The 15,885-nt window shown below is 68.6% G+C and carries 17 protein-coding genes; 2 read left to right on the top strand and 15 right to left on the bottom strand.

The window, feature by feature from the left end:
- From KHO18_RS04545 to KHO18_RS04480, 14 genes are all read right to left on the bottom strand, one after another.
- Positions 1-1,581: MMPL family transporter (locus KHO18_RS04545; protein WP_244844537.1), on the bottom strand; the 1,581-nt coding region annotated here is incomplete at its 3' end.
- Position 1,582: 1 nt separating this feature from the next.
- Positions 1,583-2,203, bottom strand: a complete 621-nt coding sequence (locus KHO18_RS04540) for an outer membrane lipoprotein carrier protein LolA (protein ID WP_144197103.1) — start codon at positions 2,201-2,203, stop codon at positions 1,583-1,585.
- Positions 2,200-2,616: an acyl-CoA thioesterase gene (locus KHO18_RS04535; protein ID WP_144197102.1), complete on the bottom strand. Its 417-nt coding sequence runs from the start codon at positions 2,614-2,616 to the stop codon at positions 2,200-2,202. Before KHO18_RS04535 ends, KHO18_RS04540 begins: the two co-directional genes overlap by 4 nt.
- 23 nt (positions 2,617-2,639) lie before the next feature.
- The gene (locus tag KHO18_RS04530) at positions 2,640-3,656 is read right to left on the bottom strand and encodes an LpxL/LpxP family acyltransferase (protein WP_211942832.1); all 1,017 of its coding nucleotides are present in this window, start codon (positions 3,654-3,656) and stop codon (positions 2,640-2,642) included.
- Positions 3,653-4,402 (bottom strand): glycosyltransferase family 2 protein, encoded by a 750-nt coding sequence (locus tag KHO18_RS04525; protein ID WP_211942831.1) that lies wholly within the window; start codon positions 4,400-4,402, stop codon positions 3,653-3,655. The genes KHO18_RS04530 and KHO18_RS04525 overlap by 4 nt, the downstream gene beginning before the upstream one ends.
- Complete coding sequence (locus tag KHO18_RS04520; RefSeq protein WP_244844532.1) at positions 4,399-6,165, bottom strand: AMP-binding protein; 1,767 nt, start codon at positions 6,163-6,165, stop codon at positions 4,399-4,401. Before KHO18_RS04520 ends, KHO18_RS04525 begins: the two co-directional genes overlap by 4 nt.
- Positions 6,158-6,715: a COG4648 family protein gene (locus tag KHO18_RS04515; protein ID WP_144197099.1), complete on the bottom strand. Its 558-nt coding sequence runs from the start codon at positions 6,713-6,715 to the stop codon at positions 6,158-6,160. The genes KHO18_RS04520 and KHO18_RS04515 overlap by 8 nt, the downstream gene beginning before the upstream one ends.
- Before the next feature lie 6 nt (positions 6,716-6,721).
- Complete coding sequence (locus KHO18_RS04510; RefSeq protein WP_092299795.1) at positions 6,722-6,979, bottom strand: acyl carrier protein; 258 nt, start codon at positions 6,977-6,979, stop codon at positions 6,722-6,724.
- A gap of 41 nt (positions 6,980-7,020) precedes the next feature.
- A complete protein-coding gene (locus KHO18_RS04505) occupies positions 7,021-7,290 on the bottom strand; it encodes a phosphopantetheine-binding protein (RefSeq protein ID WP_144197098.1) in 270 nt (89 codons plus the stop codon).
- Complete coding sequence (locus tag KHO18_RS04500; RefSeq protein ID WP_144197097.1) at positions 7,277-8,053, bottom strand: lysophospholipid acyltransferase family protein; 777 nt, start codon at positions 8,051-8,053, stop codon at positions 7,277-7,279. Before KHO18_RS04500 ends, KHO18_RS04505 begins: the two co-directional genes overlap by 14 nt.
- Positions 8,046-8,813: a beta-ketoacyl synthase chain length factor gene (locus KHO18_RS04495; protein WP_144197096.1), complete on the bottom strand. Its 768-nt coding sequence runs from the start codon at positions 8,811-8,813 to the stop codon at positions 8,046-8,048. The genes KHO18_RS04500 and KHO18_RS04495 overlap by 8 nt, the downstream gene beginning before the upstream one ends.
- Before the next feature lie 459 nt (positions 8,814-9,272).
- Positions 9,273-10,553 (bottom strand): fumarylacetoacetase, encoded by a 1,281-nt coding sequence (gene fahA / locus KHO18_RS04490; RefSeq protein WP_144197095.1) that lies wholly within the window; start codon positions 10,551-10,553, stop codon positions 9,273-9,275.
- 19 nt (positions 10,554-10,572) lie between these two features.
- On the bottom strand, positions 10,573-11,907 hold the full coding sequence (gene hmgA, locus KHO18_RS04485; RefSeq protein WP_211942830.1) for a homogentisate 1,2-dioxygenase: 1,335 nt from the start codon (positions 11,905-11,907) through the stop codon (positions 10,573-10,575).
- 383 nt (positions 11,908-12,290) lie between these two features.
- Positions 12,291-12,674: a helix-turn-helix domain-containing protein gene (locus KHO18_RS04480; protein WP_144197093.1), complete on the bottom strand. Its 384-nt coding sequence runs from the start codon at positions 12,672-12,674 to the stop codon at positions 12,291-12,293.
- Positions 12,675-12,957: 283 nt separating this feature from the next.
- On the opposite strand from KHO18_RS04480, the gene KHO18_RS04475 reads away from it, so the two are divergent.
- On the top strand, positions 12,958-13,575 hold the full coding sequence (locus KHO18_RS04475) for a TetR/AcrR family transcriptional regulator (RefSeq protein ID WP_144197092.1): 618 nt from the start codon (positions 12,958-12,960) through the stop codon (positions 13,573-13,575).
- A 288-nt stretch (positions 13,576-13,863) separates the two neighbouring features.
- Entirely contained in the window at positions 13,864-14,766 is a 903-nt protein-coding gene (locus tag KHO18_RS04470; protein WP_244844531.1) for an alpha/beta fold hydrolase, read from the top strand.
- Between the two features lie 95 nt (positions 14,767-14,861).
- Here KHO18_RS04470 and KHO18_RS04465 read toward each other — a convergent pair whose 3' ends face one another.
- A complete protein-coding gene (locus KHO18_RS04465) occupies positions 14,862-15,878 on the bottom strand; it encodes a zinc-binding alcohol dehydrogenase family protein (RefSeq protein WP_144197090.1) in 1,017 nt (338 codons plus the stop codon).
- Positions 15,879-15,885 lie beyond the last annotated feature (7 nt).

Below are 15,885 nucleotides of genomic sequence, written 5' to 3'. Positions count from 1 at the left end.
GTCGGAAATCGCCAGGAAGCCCGCCAGTTCGCCGCGCCGGATGGCCGGCGCCAGCGCGGCCTTGACGGCCTCCTCGCGCGCCAGCACCTCGTCCGGCGTGGCGCCGCGCACCAGCACGAATTGCGCGGGGCTCGGCGTGCCGAGCAGGCGGCCGGTGAGGCGCTGCGCCTCGATCAGCGCCGGCGGTGAGCTTTGCAGCTGGCGCACGTCATCGACAATCCGCAGCTGCCAGATCCCCGGCACGATAAACAGGGCCAGCGCCCCAAGCGCCAGCGCCGTGCGCCGGTCCGCGCGCACGCGCGGCCAGCGGGCGAGGCTCTCGGCCAGCCAGTTCGACACCCGCGTGGGCCGCAGCGCGCCCCGGTCCAGCAGCGGGAACCAGAGCACCACGGTCAGGAAGGCGGCGACCAGCCCCACCGCCGAAAACAGCGCCATCTGGCGCAGCCCCGGGAACGGCGCGATGCCGAGCGCCAGATACGCCACCACGCTCGTTGCCAGCGCCAGCGCCATGCCGGGCAGCAGGTGGCGCATGACCGATGGCGGCGTGGCGCGCGGCAGCGCCTGCCGCGAGACGAAGTAATGGATGCCGAAGTCCTCCGCCACGCCCACCAGACTGGCGCCGAACACCAGCGTAATCAGGTGCACGCGGTCGAAGACGATGGCCGTGGCCGAGATCGCCGCCGCCGTGCCGATGGCCAGCGACAGCCCCACCAGCACGATCGGCCGCAGCGAGCGGAACGCCAGCCAGACCAGCAGCAGCACCGCCGCCAGCGAGCCCCAGCCGATCACGTTCATTTCGAAATTCGCCTGCGCGGCGGCGGCCTCCGCGTGCAGCGGAATGCCGGCGGCCACCACGCGCACATCGGCATCGCCCTGCCGCGCGGCGGCCCCGGCGGTGCGCAGGAGGTCGCTGTAATCGGTACTGCCGCTGACCGAGAACGCCGGCTTGGTGATGTGGTACGTCAGCAGCACCCATTCCTTGCCATCGCCGGACAAGGCGGCCAGCCCGTCGCGCTCCTGCACGCGCGTCACGGCGGCGCGGGAGAGCCACCAGTCCTGCCACAGCCCCAGCGGATCGGCCGCCCAGTCGGTCAGGCGCGGCCCGGTGGAGAGCTGGTAGAGGCGCGTCAGCGCCTGCTGGGCGAGCTGATCCGGATTTCCTTGCTGCAACTGCTGGCGCTGCGCATCGGTCAGCAGGTGGTCGCGCCACGGGCGATAGAAGTCGAGCGCCTTGTCGAAGTCGAACGCGGCGATCTTGTCCACCGGTTGCAGCAGCGTGCCGTCCTGCGCCGTGGCCTGGCTGAAGCGCTGCGCGGCGGCGCGCGTGCGCGCCCAGTCCGGGCTGCCGACAAGCACTACTACCTCCTGCGCCACACTGTCGGCCAGCCGGCGCAGCACGCGGTCGGCCGCCGCCGTACGTTCGCTGGTCGGCAGCAGCGCCATCACGTCCGTATCGAGCCGCGAGCCGCGCCAGAACTGCACCTGATGGGCAATCATGGCCAGCACGATCAGCAGCCAGGCGATGGCCAGCCCACGCGCCAGCCGCGTGATGCCGCCCTGCATCGCCACGCCGCCCGCCACGTTACTCAAAGCGCTGCTCCTCGGCCGGGGTCAGCTTGGCGGCGGCCGCCGGGTCGATCATGCGGACCACGGTGCTGTCGCCGCCGGCTTCCTCGAGCCGCACGTCGCGCACGAACTTGTCGCCGGCCAGCTCGATCCGCGTGAACACGCGCCGCATGCCGGCATCCTTTGGGATCAGCGTCAGCGCCCATCCGGCGCTGCCAACCAGCTTGCCAGTTACGTCGAAGCGCGCGGAGAGCCCGCGCAGGTCGCCACGCAGCACGGCAATCATCGACTCGCCCACCACGCGCATCGCGGGTTGGGATTCGGCCTGCATCTGCTGCTGCACGCTGCCGTCGGCGCCGCGCATCACCAGTTTCTCGGGCGTGACCAGCAGGCTCGACGGGAACGGCTCGCGCGTCTGCCAGACCACGCCACGGCCGCGCGTGAGCACGAAATCGCCGCGCGAGACCAGCGGATTGCTGAAGCCGGACAGCCTGCGCGTCTGCTCGAACTTGCCGCGGATGACCGGCGCGTCGGCCAGCCGTCTGGCCACCGAGGCGAGCAGGTCTTCGGCATGGGCCGGCAGCATAGCCAGCAGCGCCAGCGCGGCGCCCGCGTGCAGCATCTGGCGGCGCCTCATGACGGCACCCCCAGCTTCTCCAGCAGCACCGGCGGGCAGACGTAGAGCATCTCCTGCGTCGTCATGTCCACGGCCACCTGGATCGAGTAGCCCTTGGTCAGGCGCTGGCCAGACGCCGCGTCACGAATCTCGTAGTCGATCTTGAGCCGGTTTTCCCATTCGACGATGGTGGCGCGCACGATCATCTCCTGGCCGTAGACCAGCGGGCGCACGTACTTGACGCGCAGGTCCACCACCGGCCACGCGTAGCCGGAATCGCGCATCTGCGGGTAGTCGTAGCCGATCTGCTGGAGCAGCGCGCAGCGTGCCACCTCGAAGTAGCGCACGTAGTTGCCATGCCAGACCACGTTCATCGGGTCGAGGTCATGGAACGCCGGCGTCAGCGTGATCTCGTGGCTGATAGGTTTGGACATAGGTCTCCGGTGGGCGGCGCGGCCTAGTGCGCGTCCTGGTGCGCGTCCTGGCGACCGGTACGGACCGGATCGTCCGCCCAGAAGTCGTAGAAGTTGAACCAGTCGAATGGCGAGCGCACCAGCAGCGCCTCCAGCCATGCGGCGTAAGTCGTGGCCAGCGCGGTCAGCGCGGCGTCACGGCTCGCCCGTGGGAGCGTCACCGCGCGCGTGAGTTCCGTGAAGCGCAGCAGATGGCCGTCGCCATGGCGCACGCAGCCCATCGCGTACAGCGGGCAGTGCATCAGCCCCGCCAGCACGTATGGGCCCACCGGGAAGCGCGCCGGCGTGCCCAGGAACGGCACGCGCACGGCACGGCCGCCGTGCGCGGGCGCGCGGTCGCCGGCAATCGCCACAAATTCGCCCGCCTGCACCTTGGCCGCCAGCTCCAGCGCCGTGGCGGGCGAAATATCGTCCACCTGATAGAGCTGGAGGCCCGATTTGGGATCGAGCCGCGACAGGATCCGGTTGAAGCGCTCGGCGTGGGCGGTATGCACCAGCACGGTCAGCCGCAGCCCCTGCCGCTGGTTGGCCAGCACCCGGCACAGCTCCAGGCAGCCCATGTGCGCCGTCATGATGATGCCGCCCCGCCCGCTGGCGATCTGGTCCAGCAGCACCTGATGGCCTTCCCGCGTGACGTTGCCGAAGCGGTACTGGCCGCCGATGGACAGCAGCTTGTCCAGCAGCGTGTCGGCGAACGAGAACAGGTGGCGCAGCGTATGGCGCCACGTGGGACGCCCGCCGACCGCGCCGGCGGTGGCCTCCATGCGCGTGAGGTAGTCCATCGACGCGCGGCGCGCCAGCGGATGCGTGATCCAGTAGTAGGTGACCACCGGGTACAGCACCGCCCGGAACAGCGTGCGGCCGAAGACGCGATAGAGCCCGTACAGGCACCAGACGCCCCAGACGCACGTGGCCTCGCCGATGGTGCTCCAGTGGCGCGATGGCGTGCGGCGCGTGGCGGCGTCAGCCGTACCCCCGGCCTGTGGCTTCGCCGTGCTCATGCGGGCCTCACCTTGCGCCAGAGCAGGCGCGGCAGCCGCCACACCATGCCGAAGAACAGCCGCGTATGCATGCGCGAGATCAGCACGTTGTCTCGCCACGCCTGGAAATGCGAGACGCCATCGGACGGATACGTCACGCGCGTGGGCACGTTGACGATGCGCACGCCGCGCCAGACCAGATGCACCAGCACCTCGGTGTCGAACTCCATGCGCCGGCCCAGGTCCACCTCACGCATCAGCGCGGTCACCGCCGCCAGCGGGTAGACCCGCAGGCCGCACATCGAATCCTTGATCTGGAACGACAGCGTGTTGATCCAGACCCAGATGTGCGTCAGGTAGCGCGCATAGAGGCGCAGGCGCGGCACCGAATCGTCGTACACCGGGTGGCCGCAGATCATCGCGGCGGGCTGGGCCTGGGCGAGTGCGACGAACTGGGGAATGCAGCCGGCATCGTGCTGGCCATCGGCATCGATCTGCAGCGCGTGCGTGTAGCCGAGCCGCGCCGCTTCCGTGAACCCGGCCATGATCGCCCCGCCCTTGCCCTGATTCACGGACAGGCGGATCAGGCGGGCGCGCTCGGGATGCGCGGCGGCAATCCCGCGCAGCACCTGCTCGCAGGCCGGGCTGCTGCCGTCGTCCACGAGCAGGCACGGCAGCGGGTGCGCGAGGATGGCATCGACCATGGCGCCGATGGCGCCTTCGTGGTCATAGACCGGCACGAGCACAACCGGACGGAACGGCGTCATGGCGTATCGGGATGGGGATGGGGATGAAAGACGATCTTGCCGCTGGCGTGCGGGCCGGTATCCGACGTCAGCCGGAAGCCGAGCGAGAGCGCATCCGGCTGCCACGTCAGCGCCATCCGCACCGTGGTGCCGGGCTGGATCACGGCCTGGAACTTGAGCGTGTCCAGCCGCGCGAAGCGCTCGCGCGGGGGAATCGGCAGGCGCTGGGGCGCCAGCGCCATCACCCAGTCCACCTGGGCCACGCCCGGCACGATCGGGGTATCGGGAAAGTGGCCGTCGAAGATCGCCAGGTCATCGGTCACGTCCAGCGCGGCCGTGGCCGAGGTGGCCGAACTGGCCGAGGTGGCATCGGCCTCCAGCCAGTGCGCGGCCGGCACCGTGCGGCGGAACAGGTCGCGCAGCATGGCTTCGGTGGTCTTGCCCTGCGCGTTGCACGGCAGCGTCGGCACGAAGGCCCAGCGGCGCGGCAGCGCCACCGGGTCCACGGCATCGGCCAGATGCGCGCGCAGCGCGGCGGTCAGCGCGGCGCGGCCATGGGTGTCGAGGATGACCTGTCCGGCGTCACCCGGCACCACGGCGGCAGCCACGCGGGTGCCGACATCGAGTTCGACCATGACGACCCGCGCCTCGCGCACCAGCGGCGAGGCAGCCAGCCGCTGCTCGATCTGCGTCAGCGAGACACGCTTTTCCTCGATCTTGACGATGCGGTCGGCGCGGCCGGCCAGCACGAAGCTGTCATCCCCGGCAGGCAGCGCGCGGTCCGCGCAGACATACCAGCCGTCATCGGCCAGATGCGGCGAGCGCACGGCCAGGAAGCCGTCCTGCAGGCGCCAGGCGATGCCGGGCAGCGCGGTCCAGCGGTCTGCCTGCACGGCGCGCTGGCGCCAGGCGATGCCGCCGGTCTCGGAGCTGCCGAATACCTCGATGGGCGAGCGGCCGGTGTGGCGCAGCGCGTCGGCGGCGGCCTCGGGCGGGAGCGGCCCGCCGGACGAGAACACCGCTTGCAGCACGGGGCGCGTGGCGGGCCAGTCAAGCCCGTCGGGCATCCGCTTCAGGTGCGCCGGGCTGCTGACCAGCACCGCCGGGCGGGTGTCGCGCGCGCAGGCGCGCACCAGTTCCTCATGGAAGGCCAGCCGCGCGCCGGGCATCGGCCGTCCTGCCGCCAGCGGCCAGAGCACCGTGAACAGCAGGCCGTAGATGTGCTGGTGCGAGACCGTGCTCAGCACGCGCACATCGGCGGGCAGGCGCGCGCCGAAGGCCTGCTGGAGCGTGTGGACCTCGGCATCGAGCTGGGCCAGGCGCTTGTCGATGGCCCCGGGCTCGCCCGTGGAGCCGGAGGTGAACAGCGTCACCCACGTGTCGTGCGTGCCGAGCGGGGGCCAGCCGGCCTCCCCTTCCCCGGGCACTGACACGGGTACGGGGGCTGGCGTCAAGCCGCCCGGCAACTCGCCGGCCCAGCCATCGGCATGGCCGCGCAGCGCCGCGAGCGTCTCCGCGCGGGTATCGCCGGGCAGCACAACATGCTTGCCGGCATGCCACGCGCCGAACAGCGCGGCGGCGAAATCGGCCGTGCCCTCGAAGTACAGCGCCCAGCGCGCGCCCGGCGCCGCCGTGAAGGCTCGGCGCCACGCCGCCACGCTGGCAACGAACGCCGCCGCCTGGGCATTGCCCTGCGCGGCCCGTGCCGCCTGAGTGGTCATCACGGCACCCACGCCGGTGAAGCCCGTGAAGCCCGTGAAACTACTCAGCGCTGGCTCAGTCATGACGATTCTCCGCATGCCGCGCCATGACGCGCTGCCGCACCAGCCATTCGCCGGCGAACATCGCGCCGATCAGGCCATAGGCAATCGCGCCGTTGTACAGCGCCCAGACCCGGTCGCTGGCGGCCAGCGCGGTCACGGCGGCAACCGCGCCATTGCAGATAAAGAACACGCACCAGGCCTGCGTCACCCGGCGCGTATAGGCCACGCCGCTGGGCGGCAGGTTCGGCTCGCGCAGCCGGGCCATGCGCTCCACCAGGGAGGGCGGATGGCGCAGGCTCCAGCCGAACACGCCCAGCATCGCCACGTTCACCAGCACCGGGTAGAGCTTCAGGGGCAGCGCGTGGTCGGAGGCCAGCACGATCAGGGCCAGCCCCGCCGCGAGCACCGCCATCGCCCGCCAGCCGGCCTGGCGGCTGGTGCCGGCACGCAGCAGGGCGAGCGCCACCAGCGCCAGCGCCATCACGCGCGGCGAGAAGTGCTGCAGCCCCAGGTAGATCACCACCGGGTACGACAGCGTCAGCAGCCCCAGCCCCCACTTGCGCCAGGTCATCGGGCGTCAGGCGGTGGCCGGCGAGTCGATCAGCAGCGCAAGCGCCTGCACCACGTCCTGCACGGTGCGCACGGACTTGAACTGCTCGGGCTTGAGCGGCTTGTTCAGCATCGGCTTCAGCTTCACCAGCAGGTCAACGGCGTCGATGCTGTCGATGTCGAGGTCGTCGTACAGCCGCGCCTCGGGCGTGATGCGCTCCGGGGCAATCTCGAAGGTTTCCTCGAGAACCGCCGCCACGCGCGCGAAGATTTCGTCGTGAGTCATGATCTGGCTCCGTATAGCAGTATTGCGATTTCCTCGCGGGTTCAGGCCGGGGCCTGGCCGCGCTGCGACGCCACGAACGCCGCCAGCGCCGAAACACTGGCAAAGCGCGCGCGGATTTCCTCCTTGTCGCCATTCATGGTGATGCCGTAGCGCTTCTGCAGCGCCAGGCCCAGTTCCAGCGCGTCGATGGAATCGAGGCCCAGGCCTTCGATGAACAGCGGCGCGGTGGCGTCGATATCGTCAGCCGCCATGTCCTCGAGGGACAGCGACGAGATGATCAGTTCCTTGATTTCTTGCTCAAGCGCCTGCACGGCGGATCTCCCTGGAGAAAAACTCGGATAGTGATTGGGTCAGGTGGCGCACGGCCATGGCGTCGTCGGTGCCCGGCGCCACCCACTGTGCGGGCGGCACGTCCGGGTGCACGTCGATGACAAAGCGCGGGCGGCGCACCGGCACGTGGTACCACTTCTCGCCCTTGGTCAACGTGGGCGGTTCGCAGCGGATGACCACCGGGGTGAGCGCAAAGCCACCGCGCACGGCCACATTGGCCGCGCCGCGCTGGAGTTGCAGCGGCTGGCCCGGGCGCGTGCGCGTGCCTTCCGGAAAAATGATCAGGTTGTTGCCGGCGCGCAGCGAGGCGATGCAGTCGTCCACCATCGCCGCGCCGCTATCGTTCTGCACCCAGCCGGTGGCCAGCACCGGCCCGCGCGTGAACGGGTTGCGCGCCAGGCCGGACTTCACCACGCAGTCGGCACGGCGCGTCAGCGCCATCAGGAACACCACGTCGATCAGCGACGGATGGTTCGCCACCACCAGCATCCCCTCGCGTTGCAGCCGTTCGGCATGGCGGATTTCGTAGCCGATGACGCCAACGCTGCGCATCAGCCAGAGGAACAGCCGGAAGGCATGATGGATGACATCGCGGCACGCGCGCTGGCGGGTCTCGGTGGACCACGGCAGCAGCGAAAGCGCCGGGAACACCAGCACGCGCAGCAGCAGGCCACCCACGCCGAAGCTCGAGAAGCAGAAGCCGGTGGCACACACGCGCCAGGCGCGGTCGAGGCGTTCAACCATGGCGCTGCCACCTCCAGACTGCGCGTTCGCCGCGGTGGCGCAGCTCGGCGTCGCCGATCAGCATGAATCGCAGCACGTCCAGCGCGTGCGGCAGCACCGGATGCGCGGTGTCGGGGTCCGCCGCCTCGCGCACATGGTCGATGTCGAGCCGGAACACCGGCTCGCCCGGACGCGGCTTACCGATGCGCCAGGCCCAGCCGAACAGGCAGCCGGGCTCGTCGGCGAACTCGGCATAGGCTTCGGGCAACGGCGCGTCGTAGCAGACCAGCAGCACCTCGTCCGCGCCATCGGCCAGCAGCGCGCAGGCTTCGAAGGCGGCCGTTTCCACGGTGTCGCGGCCAGCGGCCACGGCCTGGAGGTTGGAAGCGTCACCCCGGTCGATCGTGAACAGCGCGCCAATGGCGTTGTGGACGGAGAGGCCGAACGCGGTGGGAGACAGCGGCTCGCCGGCGGCCAGTTCGCTGAGCATGTCGAAGGCGCGGCGGGTGTCGCCGTGGCGCGACGCGAACACGGCGGGCGCGGCGGGCGCGGCGGGCTTGGCGGGTGACTCGTCGGGCGGGAGGGTGTCGTAGGCGGGATGTAGCGCCGCGCGGCCGATGGCATTGACGCGTCGGCGCAACATCGGGGCCATGGCCGCGAGCGCCGGCAGATCCGATCCCTCGGGCAGCCATGGCGCAAGACTCCACGCCTGCCAGGCTTCCGGGGATTGCAATGCCGGCGCACAGGCCGCCCATGCGCGAATTCCGAATTCAATTGCCATGCCGTGCGCGTTGGGTGGAATGTGAGCCCCGCGTCCCCCCGTCGTGCCTGGGGCAACGTTGGCCGCGCGCGCGCGCCGGCCCGCGCGCGACCAACGCACCGGGGGACAGATTCCGTTTTTCCCTGAAATTAGAAGCAAAATCCGTGGATTTCGCCGAAATTAGTTATCGACACCCGGATCTCGCGTATGCCGAGCTAACGGCGGGATTCGGCCTAAGCTGAGCCGCCCAGTCGAGGGGTGTCAGTGGTGCGCGCTCCGGGTGGTCATTCCTAGCAAAAACCGAAATGTTTCAACCCGGCGAACTTCGCCACACGTTTTTTGTCAGGGGCGAATTCTCGCATAAAGCGGCACCCGTAGGAATGGCGCAACCGTAACGATCCTTCGCAAATGTAACGAGGGCGGGCGCGGCTTTTCAGCCGCCCCGCCCTTGTGCAGAGGACGCCCCCGAGGGGCTTTCGATCAAGCCGCCGGCAGGATCTTCCCCGATACCTCGCCAAAGCCAACCCGGTAGCCATCGCCCTGGCACCAGCCGGTCATGGTCACCGTGTCGCCATCTTCCAGGAAGCCGCGCTGCGCGCCGCCGGCCAGCGCCACCGGCTCGGCGCCATTGCGCGTGGTCTCCAGCAGGCTGCCGCAAGAATCCGGCGTGGTGCCGCTGATCGTACCCGAGCCCATCAGGTCGCCCACGCGCACATTGCAGCCAGACACCGTGTGGTGCGCCAGTTGCTGCGCCATGGTCCAGTACATTGCCTTGAAGTTGGTGCGGCAGACCGTGCTGGGCGCCGCGCCGGCCGGTTGCAGCGCCACTTCGAGCGCGATGTCGTAGGCGTTGCGGCCCTGCTGCCGCAGATACGGCAGCGGTTCCGGAGACTGCGCCGGATTGTCACGGCGAAACGGCTCGAGCGCCTCCATCGTCACCACCCATGGCGAGATCGACGTCCCGAACGACTTGCTGTTGAACGGCCCGAGCGGCACGTATTCCCACTGCTGGATGTCGCGCGCGCTCCAGTCGTTGAGGATGACCATGCCGAACATGTGCGCGGGGGCGTCCGCCGTACTGACCGGCTCGCCCAGCGCCGACGCCTTGCCGACGATGAACCCCAGCTCAAGCTCGTAGTCGAGCTTGCGGCACGGGCCGAAGGTCGGGCGCGGCTCGTTCGGCAGCTTGGTCTGGCCGTTGGGGCGGCGCAGCGCCGTACCGCTGACCACCACCGAGCTGGCGCGACCGTTGTAGCCGATAGGGATCTCGAGCCAGTTCGGCAGCAGCGCGTTTTCCGGGTCACGGAACATGCGGCCGACGTTGGTCGCGTGCTCGCGCGACGAATAGAAATCGGTGTAGCCCGGAATCTCGACCGGCAGGTGCAGCGTCACCCCCGCCATCGGCACCAGGGCCTGGGCGCGCAGCGCCGCGTTATCGCGCAGCGCGGCATCTTCGCCGGAGAGCAGCGCCGTCAGCCGGGCGCGGGTGGCCTGCCACACGGGCTGGCCCAGCGCGATAAAGCGATTGAGGCTGGCCGACGCAAACGCGCCCTTGGCCGCCGCCGGCAGCAGGCCGGCATCGTCGAGCGCGGCAAGGTCCAGAACCTGGTCGCCAATCGCCACGCCCACACGCGGGGTCTGGCCGTTTGCCGAGAACAGGCCGTACGGCAGGTTCTGGATCGGGAAATGGGTCTGGCCGTCGTTGGCCGATTCGACCCAGCTGGTGGCACGCGTTTGCACGCCGGTATTGGGGGCAGTCATCTTGGGAATCTTCCGTAAATCAGCGCACGTTCGGGTTGAAATGCTTCTTCAGGCCTTGCCAGCAGGTGTAGTAGTCATGCTGGAGCAGCGCCGACTGGGCCGCGTACGGCGTCGGGCGGATCACGCCCGGCGTCTCGAACATGAAGGCCATGGTGTCGGTGATGTGGTGCGGCTGGCTCGTGTCGGCCCTGGAGGCCCGCTCGAAGGTCTCCGCATCGGGGCCATGGCCGCTCATGCAGTTGTGCAGGCTGGCGCCACCCGGCGCGAAACCATCGGCCTTGGCATCGTACACGCCTGAAATCAGGCCCATGAACTCGCTCGCCACGTTGCGGTGGAACCAGGGCGGGCGGAACGTGTTCTGCGCGGGCAGCCAGCGGGGGCCGAAGATCACGAAGTCGATGGTGTCCACGCCCGGCGTATCCGACGGGGACTGCAGCACGAGGAAGATCGACGGGTCCGGATGGTCGTAGCTGATCGATCCGATCGTGTTGAAACGGCGCAGATCGTACTTGTACGGCGCGTAATTGCCGTGCCACGCCACCACATCGAGCGGCGAATGGTCGATCTCGGCCTGCCAGAGATTGCCCTGGAACTTGGCGACGAGCTCGAACTTTCCCTCGCGATCCTCGTAGCTCGCCACCGGCGTCAGGAAATCACGCGGATTGGCCAGCCCGTTCGAGCCGATTACGCCGAGGTCCGGCAGCTTGAACAGCGCGCCGTAGTTCTCGCAGATATAGCCGCGCGCGGTGCCGTCCGGCAGGTCGACGCGGAAGCGCACGCCACGCGGAATCACAACGATCTCCTGCGGTTCCACCGCCAGCCGGCCCATTTCCGTCGACAACAGCAGGCGGCCCTGCTGCGGCACGATCAGCATCTCGCCATCGGCGTTGTAGAAGTAGCGGTCCTGCATCGACTGGTTGGCCAGGTACAGGTGGATGCCGCAACCGGTCATCGCTTCCGGGCTGCCATTACCGGCCATCGTCACGATGCCGTCGATAAAGTCGGTCGGCACGGTCGGCATGGCCGGCGGGCTCCAGCGCATCTGGTTCGGCGACGGCGGCACTTCGTCAAATCGGCTCAGCCAGCGGCCCGGCTCCAGACGGCTGAACGGCTGGTGCATGGCGGCCGGGCGGATGCGGTACAGCCACGCGCGGCGGTTGTGGGGGCGCGGCGCCGTGAAGGCGGTGCCCGAGATCTGCTCGGCATACAGGCCATAGGGCGCGCGCTGGGGTGAGTTCTGGCCCACGGGCAACGCGCCGGGCAGTGCCTCCGTGGCGAATTCGTTGGCGAAGCCGGACAGATAGCCCGCCGCCGAGGCGTCCGCCATCGCTTCGTTCAGTTGAGTCTGGGTCATGAAGTCTCCTCTCGGGCCCCGGATTGCATTCGCCGCAGCGACGAATTACGAATTGTGAAATCAGTTTCCCATATCGTAATGATGGTGGACGGACGTGTCAAACCGGGGGCGACCCTAGGTCGTTCCTAGGATGACAATAGGTGACCCGGCGGCGTGTGGCAGCGCGGACGATGGAAACGAGAAGCGGAAATCAGAAGACCGCGCACGAAGATGTGCACGGAAACGCACGCGGCACGAAGGCTGCGGCGGGAGATCGCGGGCGCGATCGGCATGAAGGACCGGGCATTGCCAGCGCGGCCGATCGGCCGCGCCAGAAATGCCCGGTGGACTTGCTATCCGAGGACCATGCGGGCGGGTGCCCCCAGGTCTACGGACTGGCGGTGTTACATGGGCTTGTGGCCCTCCCCGGTGCTGGGTCCGGAACCGAACCCGCCCTGCCCCTGCGGCGTAGCCGCGGGAGCCGAGCCGGCCGGCTGGCCGGCCATCGAGGCTGCTGTAACGCCGCCATTGCGGCTGGCGATGAATGCGTTGACGTCGGCTGCCAGATGCTGCGGGGCCAATACCACTTCCAGCCCCAGCGCCTCACAGGCCGCCAGGAACGTGGACATGCGTGGATCGGCTTGTCCCGATTCCGCCCGAAGATAGGCTTCCCGGGAAATTCCCGCCTTACGGGCGACGTCCTCCTGCTTGAGCTTGCGCGCTCGACGCAACGCCCGCAGTTGCCGGAACGGTTCGCTAGCGCCTCTTGGCACGGCTGTACTGTTCATGTCGGTCTCCAGTCACCAGTGAAAAAAAAGTGCGCGGACGTGCATTCGAGTATAGAGCACGTAAAGGGTTCCGTAAGGTCATGTTTGGAACACTTTTACAGATTTCTTATGATGGCCTGATCTCGCCTGCCGGAACCTCCTCCAAAAGGCGGATACAGCACAACTTCCTCTTCCCGCCTCCTCATAACGACAACGCACGCTTTGCGTTGACGTCACTTCAGTATCAACGATGTGTGGAATAAGGCAAGTTGACAAACCGACCGGTCGTGCTATTCTCCACCTCATGCAAAAAGGCCAGCTCACCCGTACCGCCATCATCGAACAGGCACTCGCCTCCGCCGCGCGCGTGGGCTTCGAGCAGCTTTCGCTTGCCACGCTGGCGGCGGACACCCATATGTCGAAGAGCGGGCTCTACGCGCACTTCCGTTCGAAGGAAGCGCTGCAGGAGGCCGTGCTCGAGCGCGCGGCGGAGCGCTTCAACGATGTTGTCGTACGTCCGGCGATGCGCCAGCCGCGCGGCGCGCGCCGCCTGCAGGGGCTGTTCGATGGCTATATGGACTGGCTCGGCGCCACGGTGACCGAGGGGCGCTGCCTCTTCATGGCGCTCTCCCAGGAGTACCGTGACAAGCCCGGCGTCATTCGTGACAGGGTTGTGCAGGCCTTCAAGGACTGGCACAGCACCATCTGCCGCGTGATCACCGACGCCGTGGAGGAAGGCGATCTCCGCGCCGATGTGGACCCGCGCCAGTTCGCGTTCGAGATGGCCGGCATTGGCATGTCCTTCCAGACATCGTTCAAGTTGATGGCGCGCAGCGATGCCGAGGCGATGGCCCGGCGCGCGTTCGCCCGGCTGCTCGACGACGCCCGGATCACGCGGGAAACCGCCCCGGCAGACGCCTGAAACGGCTCGCCAACGGCTTCACACCCCTGCGTTCCCGGGCACGGACGCAGTGTGTCAGACGGCATTTTCGTCGTCATTTATTGCCCAAAAAATAGCACGACTGGTCGGTCGTGAATCATAAAAAAACAGGCGGGAAGCCAGTGAACCTGGCCGATTTCGCCGGCAAGCCATCGGTTGGAGGTGTTCGCCGTGCCGCAAGTGCTGTTTTCCTCATCCACACCACGCGCCGCCGGGTCACATCATGTGACGCAAGCGGAACCCGTTTCCATCGTCCGCGCGGGGCCGCCCGTGTGGCTCAGGCTGCGGTGGCAAGCCGCGAGCCTCCTCCATCCGGCGGGCACCGCCCGCGCCCTGGAGCGCCTATGGTTCACGCCGCCCCGGGCCAGGTCCAGCCCCGATGCGCTGCGCCTGCTCGACGCGGCGCGCAGCGAATGGGCGCTCGTCACTGGCCAGGGTGCCAGCCGGCGCGTGCGCGTCTATCGCTGGGGCACCGAAGGGCCGGTGGTCCTGCTTGCCCATGGCTGGGGCGGTCATGCCGGCCAATGGCATGCGCTGGTCCATGCGCTGCTGGGCGCCGGGATGCGCGTGGTGGCCTTCGATGCGCTGTCTCATGGCGCCTCCGATGCCGGCGCACGCGGGCCAAACCAGACTTCCTTGCTGGAGATGGCACGCTCGCTGCTGGCTGTAGCGTGGCAGGTGGGACCAGTCCACGCGGTGGTCGGTCATTCCCTCGGGGGAGCCGCCGCCGCGCAGGCGATACGCGAAGGCTTGCCGGTGCGCGGCGCGGTGATGATCGGCTCGCCGGCCGATATGGGCGAATCCTGCGCCGCCCTTGCCTGGCAGCTCGGCATCGCGCCGGGCATCCTCGCACGCATGCGGCAACAGAGCGAACAGTGGCTCGGCACGTCCTGGGCGACGTTCAACGTGCCCGATGTGGGCCGCACGCGGCCGGTGCCGCCCGCGCTGGTGATCCATGACCGCGACGACAAGGAAGTGCGCTGGGAAGACGGCGCCGCCATCGCCGGGGCGTGGCCGGCAGCGCGGCTGGTGACCACCACCGGCCTCGGCCATCGGCGCATCCTCCAGGACAAGGCCGTGGCGGGCGAAGTCATCAGCTTCGTGGCGGGGCTGGCTGGCGAGAATGCCGTGCGGAGCCTGGCACGCGCGGTGGCTGCGCGCCCTCTCAGCTAACCCCCTTCCATATAGACAAACTAAGGGCCGGGCGCTGCGTCAGCAGCCCCGGCCCTCGTTTATGGTGTGCCCGCAACTTGGCGGTTAATTGCAGATTAGAACCCGGACAGCACCAGCTTGCCGATGGTCTGGCCACCTTCCAGCTGCGCGTGGGCGCGGCGCAGGTTCGCTGCGTTGATCGTGCCGAGGTTCTCGCCCACCGTGGTTTGCAGGCGTCCGGCATCGATCAGCCGCGCCACTTCGTTGAGCAGGCGATGCTGCGCGATCATGTCCGGCGTGCCGAACATCGCGCGCGTAAACATGAATTCCCAGACGAACGTCGCACTCTTGCTCTTCAGCGCGCCCACCGGCAGCTCGCCCGCGTTCTCGACGATCGAGCAGATCTTGCCCTGCGGCGCGATGGCTTCGGCCATCGCGTTGAAGTGGCGGTCCGTGTCGTTGAAGCAGAGGATGAAATCCACCGCGTCAAACCCGAGTTTGCGCAGTTGCGCGGGGATGTCGGCACGATGGTCGATGATATGATCGGCACCCAGGCGGCGGCACCAGGCTTCCGACTCCGGCCGCGAGGCCGTGGCGATGACCGTCAGCCCCGCCAGCACCTTGGCCAGCTGGATGCCGATGGAGCCCACGCCCCCTGCCCCGCCGATAATCAGCACCGAACGGCCGGCATCGTCGCCCTTCGGCGAGACGCCCAGGCGATCGAACAGCGCTTCCCAGGCCGTGATGGCCGTCAGCGGCAACGCGGCGGCATTGGGAAAGTCCAGCGATGCCGGCTTATGGCCGACGATGCGTTCATCCACGAGGTGGAATTCGCTGTTGGCGCCGGGCCGCGTGATGCTGCCTGCGTAGAACACCGGGTCGCCGACCTTGAACAGCGTCACGTCCGGGCCCACGGCGGCCACGGTGCCAGCGGCATCCCAGCCCAGCACGCGCGGCGCATCTTCCACCTTGTCCTTGGGCGCGCGGACCTTGGTGTCCACCGGGTTCACGGCAATCGCCTCCACCTTGACCAGCAGGTCGTGGCCCGAGGCGGCCGGCTTGTCGATCTCCACGTCCACCAGCGCCTGGGGGTCGCTGATCGGCAGGTAACGGGTCAGTCCAATGGCTTTCATTGCAGGC

Origin of the sequence: Cupriavidus campinensis (genome assembly GCF_905397395.1) — a bacterium.
GTDB lineage: Bacteria > Pseudomonadota > Gammaproteobacteria > Burkholderiales > Burkholderiaceae > Cupriavidus > Cupriavidus campinensis.
The sequence above is the reverse complement of the archived record's forward strand: the minus strand, read 5'-3'. Positions and strand labels throughout refer to the sequence as shown.

Bases quoted from the DNA above. Each gene is read 5' to 3' on its own strand.
- KHO18_RS04495 (WP_144197096.1), bottom strand. From the start codon at position 8,813: ATGGCAATTGAATTCGGAATTCGCGCATGGGCGGCCTGTGCGCCGGCA.
- KHO18_RS04480 (WP_144197093.1), bottom strand. From the start codon at position 12,674: ATGAACAGTACAGCCGTGCCAAGAGGCGCTAGCGAACCGTTCCGGCAA.
- KHO18_RS04540 (WP_144197103.1), bottom strand. From the start codon at position 2,203: ATGAGGCGCCGCCAGATGCTGCACGCGGGCGCCGCGCTGGCGCTGCTG.
- KHO18_RS04520 (WP_244844532.1), bottom strand. From the start codon at position 6,165: ATGACTGAGCCAGCGCTGAGTAGTTTCACGGGCTTCACGGGCTTCACC.
- KHO18_RS04515 (WP_144197099.1), bottom strand. From the start codon at position 6,715: ATGACCTGGCGCAAGTGGGGGCTGGGGCTGCTGACGCTGTCGTACCCG.
- KHO18_RS04525 (WP_211942831.1), bottom strand. From the start codon at position 4,402: ATGACGCCGTTCCGTCCGGTTGTGCTCGTGCCGGTCTATGACCACGAA.
- KHO18_RS04530 (WP_211942832.1), bottom strand. From the start codon at position 3,656: ATGAGCACGGCGAAGCCACAGGCCGGGGGTACGGCTGACGCCGCCACG.
- KHO18_RS04500 (WP_144197097.1), bottom strand. From the start codon at position 8,053: ATGGTTGAACGCCTCGACCGCGCCTGGCGCGTGTGTGCCACCGGCTTC.
- KHO18_RS04465 (WP_144197090.1), bottom strand. From the start codon at position 15,878: ATGAAAGCCATTGGACTGACCCGTTACCTGCCGATCAGCGACCCCCAG.
- fahA (WP_144197095.1), bottom strand. From the start codon at position 10,553: ATGACTGCCCCCAATACCGGCGTGCAAACGCGTGCCACCAGCTGGGTC.
- KHO18_RS04475 (WP_144197092.1), top strand. From the start codon at position 12,958: ATGCAAAAAGGCCAGCTCACCCGTACCGCCATCATCGAACAGGCACTC.
- KHO18_RS04510 (WP_092299795.1), bottom strand. From the start codon at position 6,979: ATGACTCACGACGAAATCTTCGCGCGCGTGGCGGCGGTTCTCGAGGAA.
- KHO18_RS04535 (WP_144197102.1), bottom strand. From the start codon at position 2,616: ATGTCCAAACCTATCAGCCACGAGATCACGCTGACGCCGGCGTTCCAT.
- hmgA (WP_211942830.1), bottom strand. From the start codon at position 11,907: ATGACCCAGACTCAACTGAACGAAGCGATGGCGGACGCCTCGGCGGCG.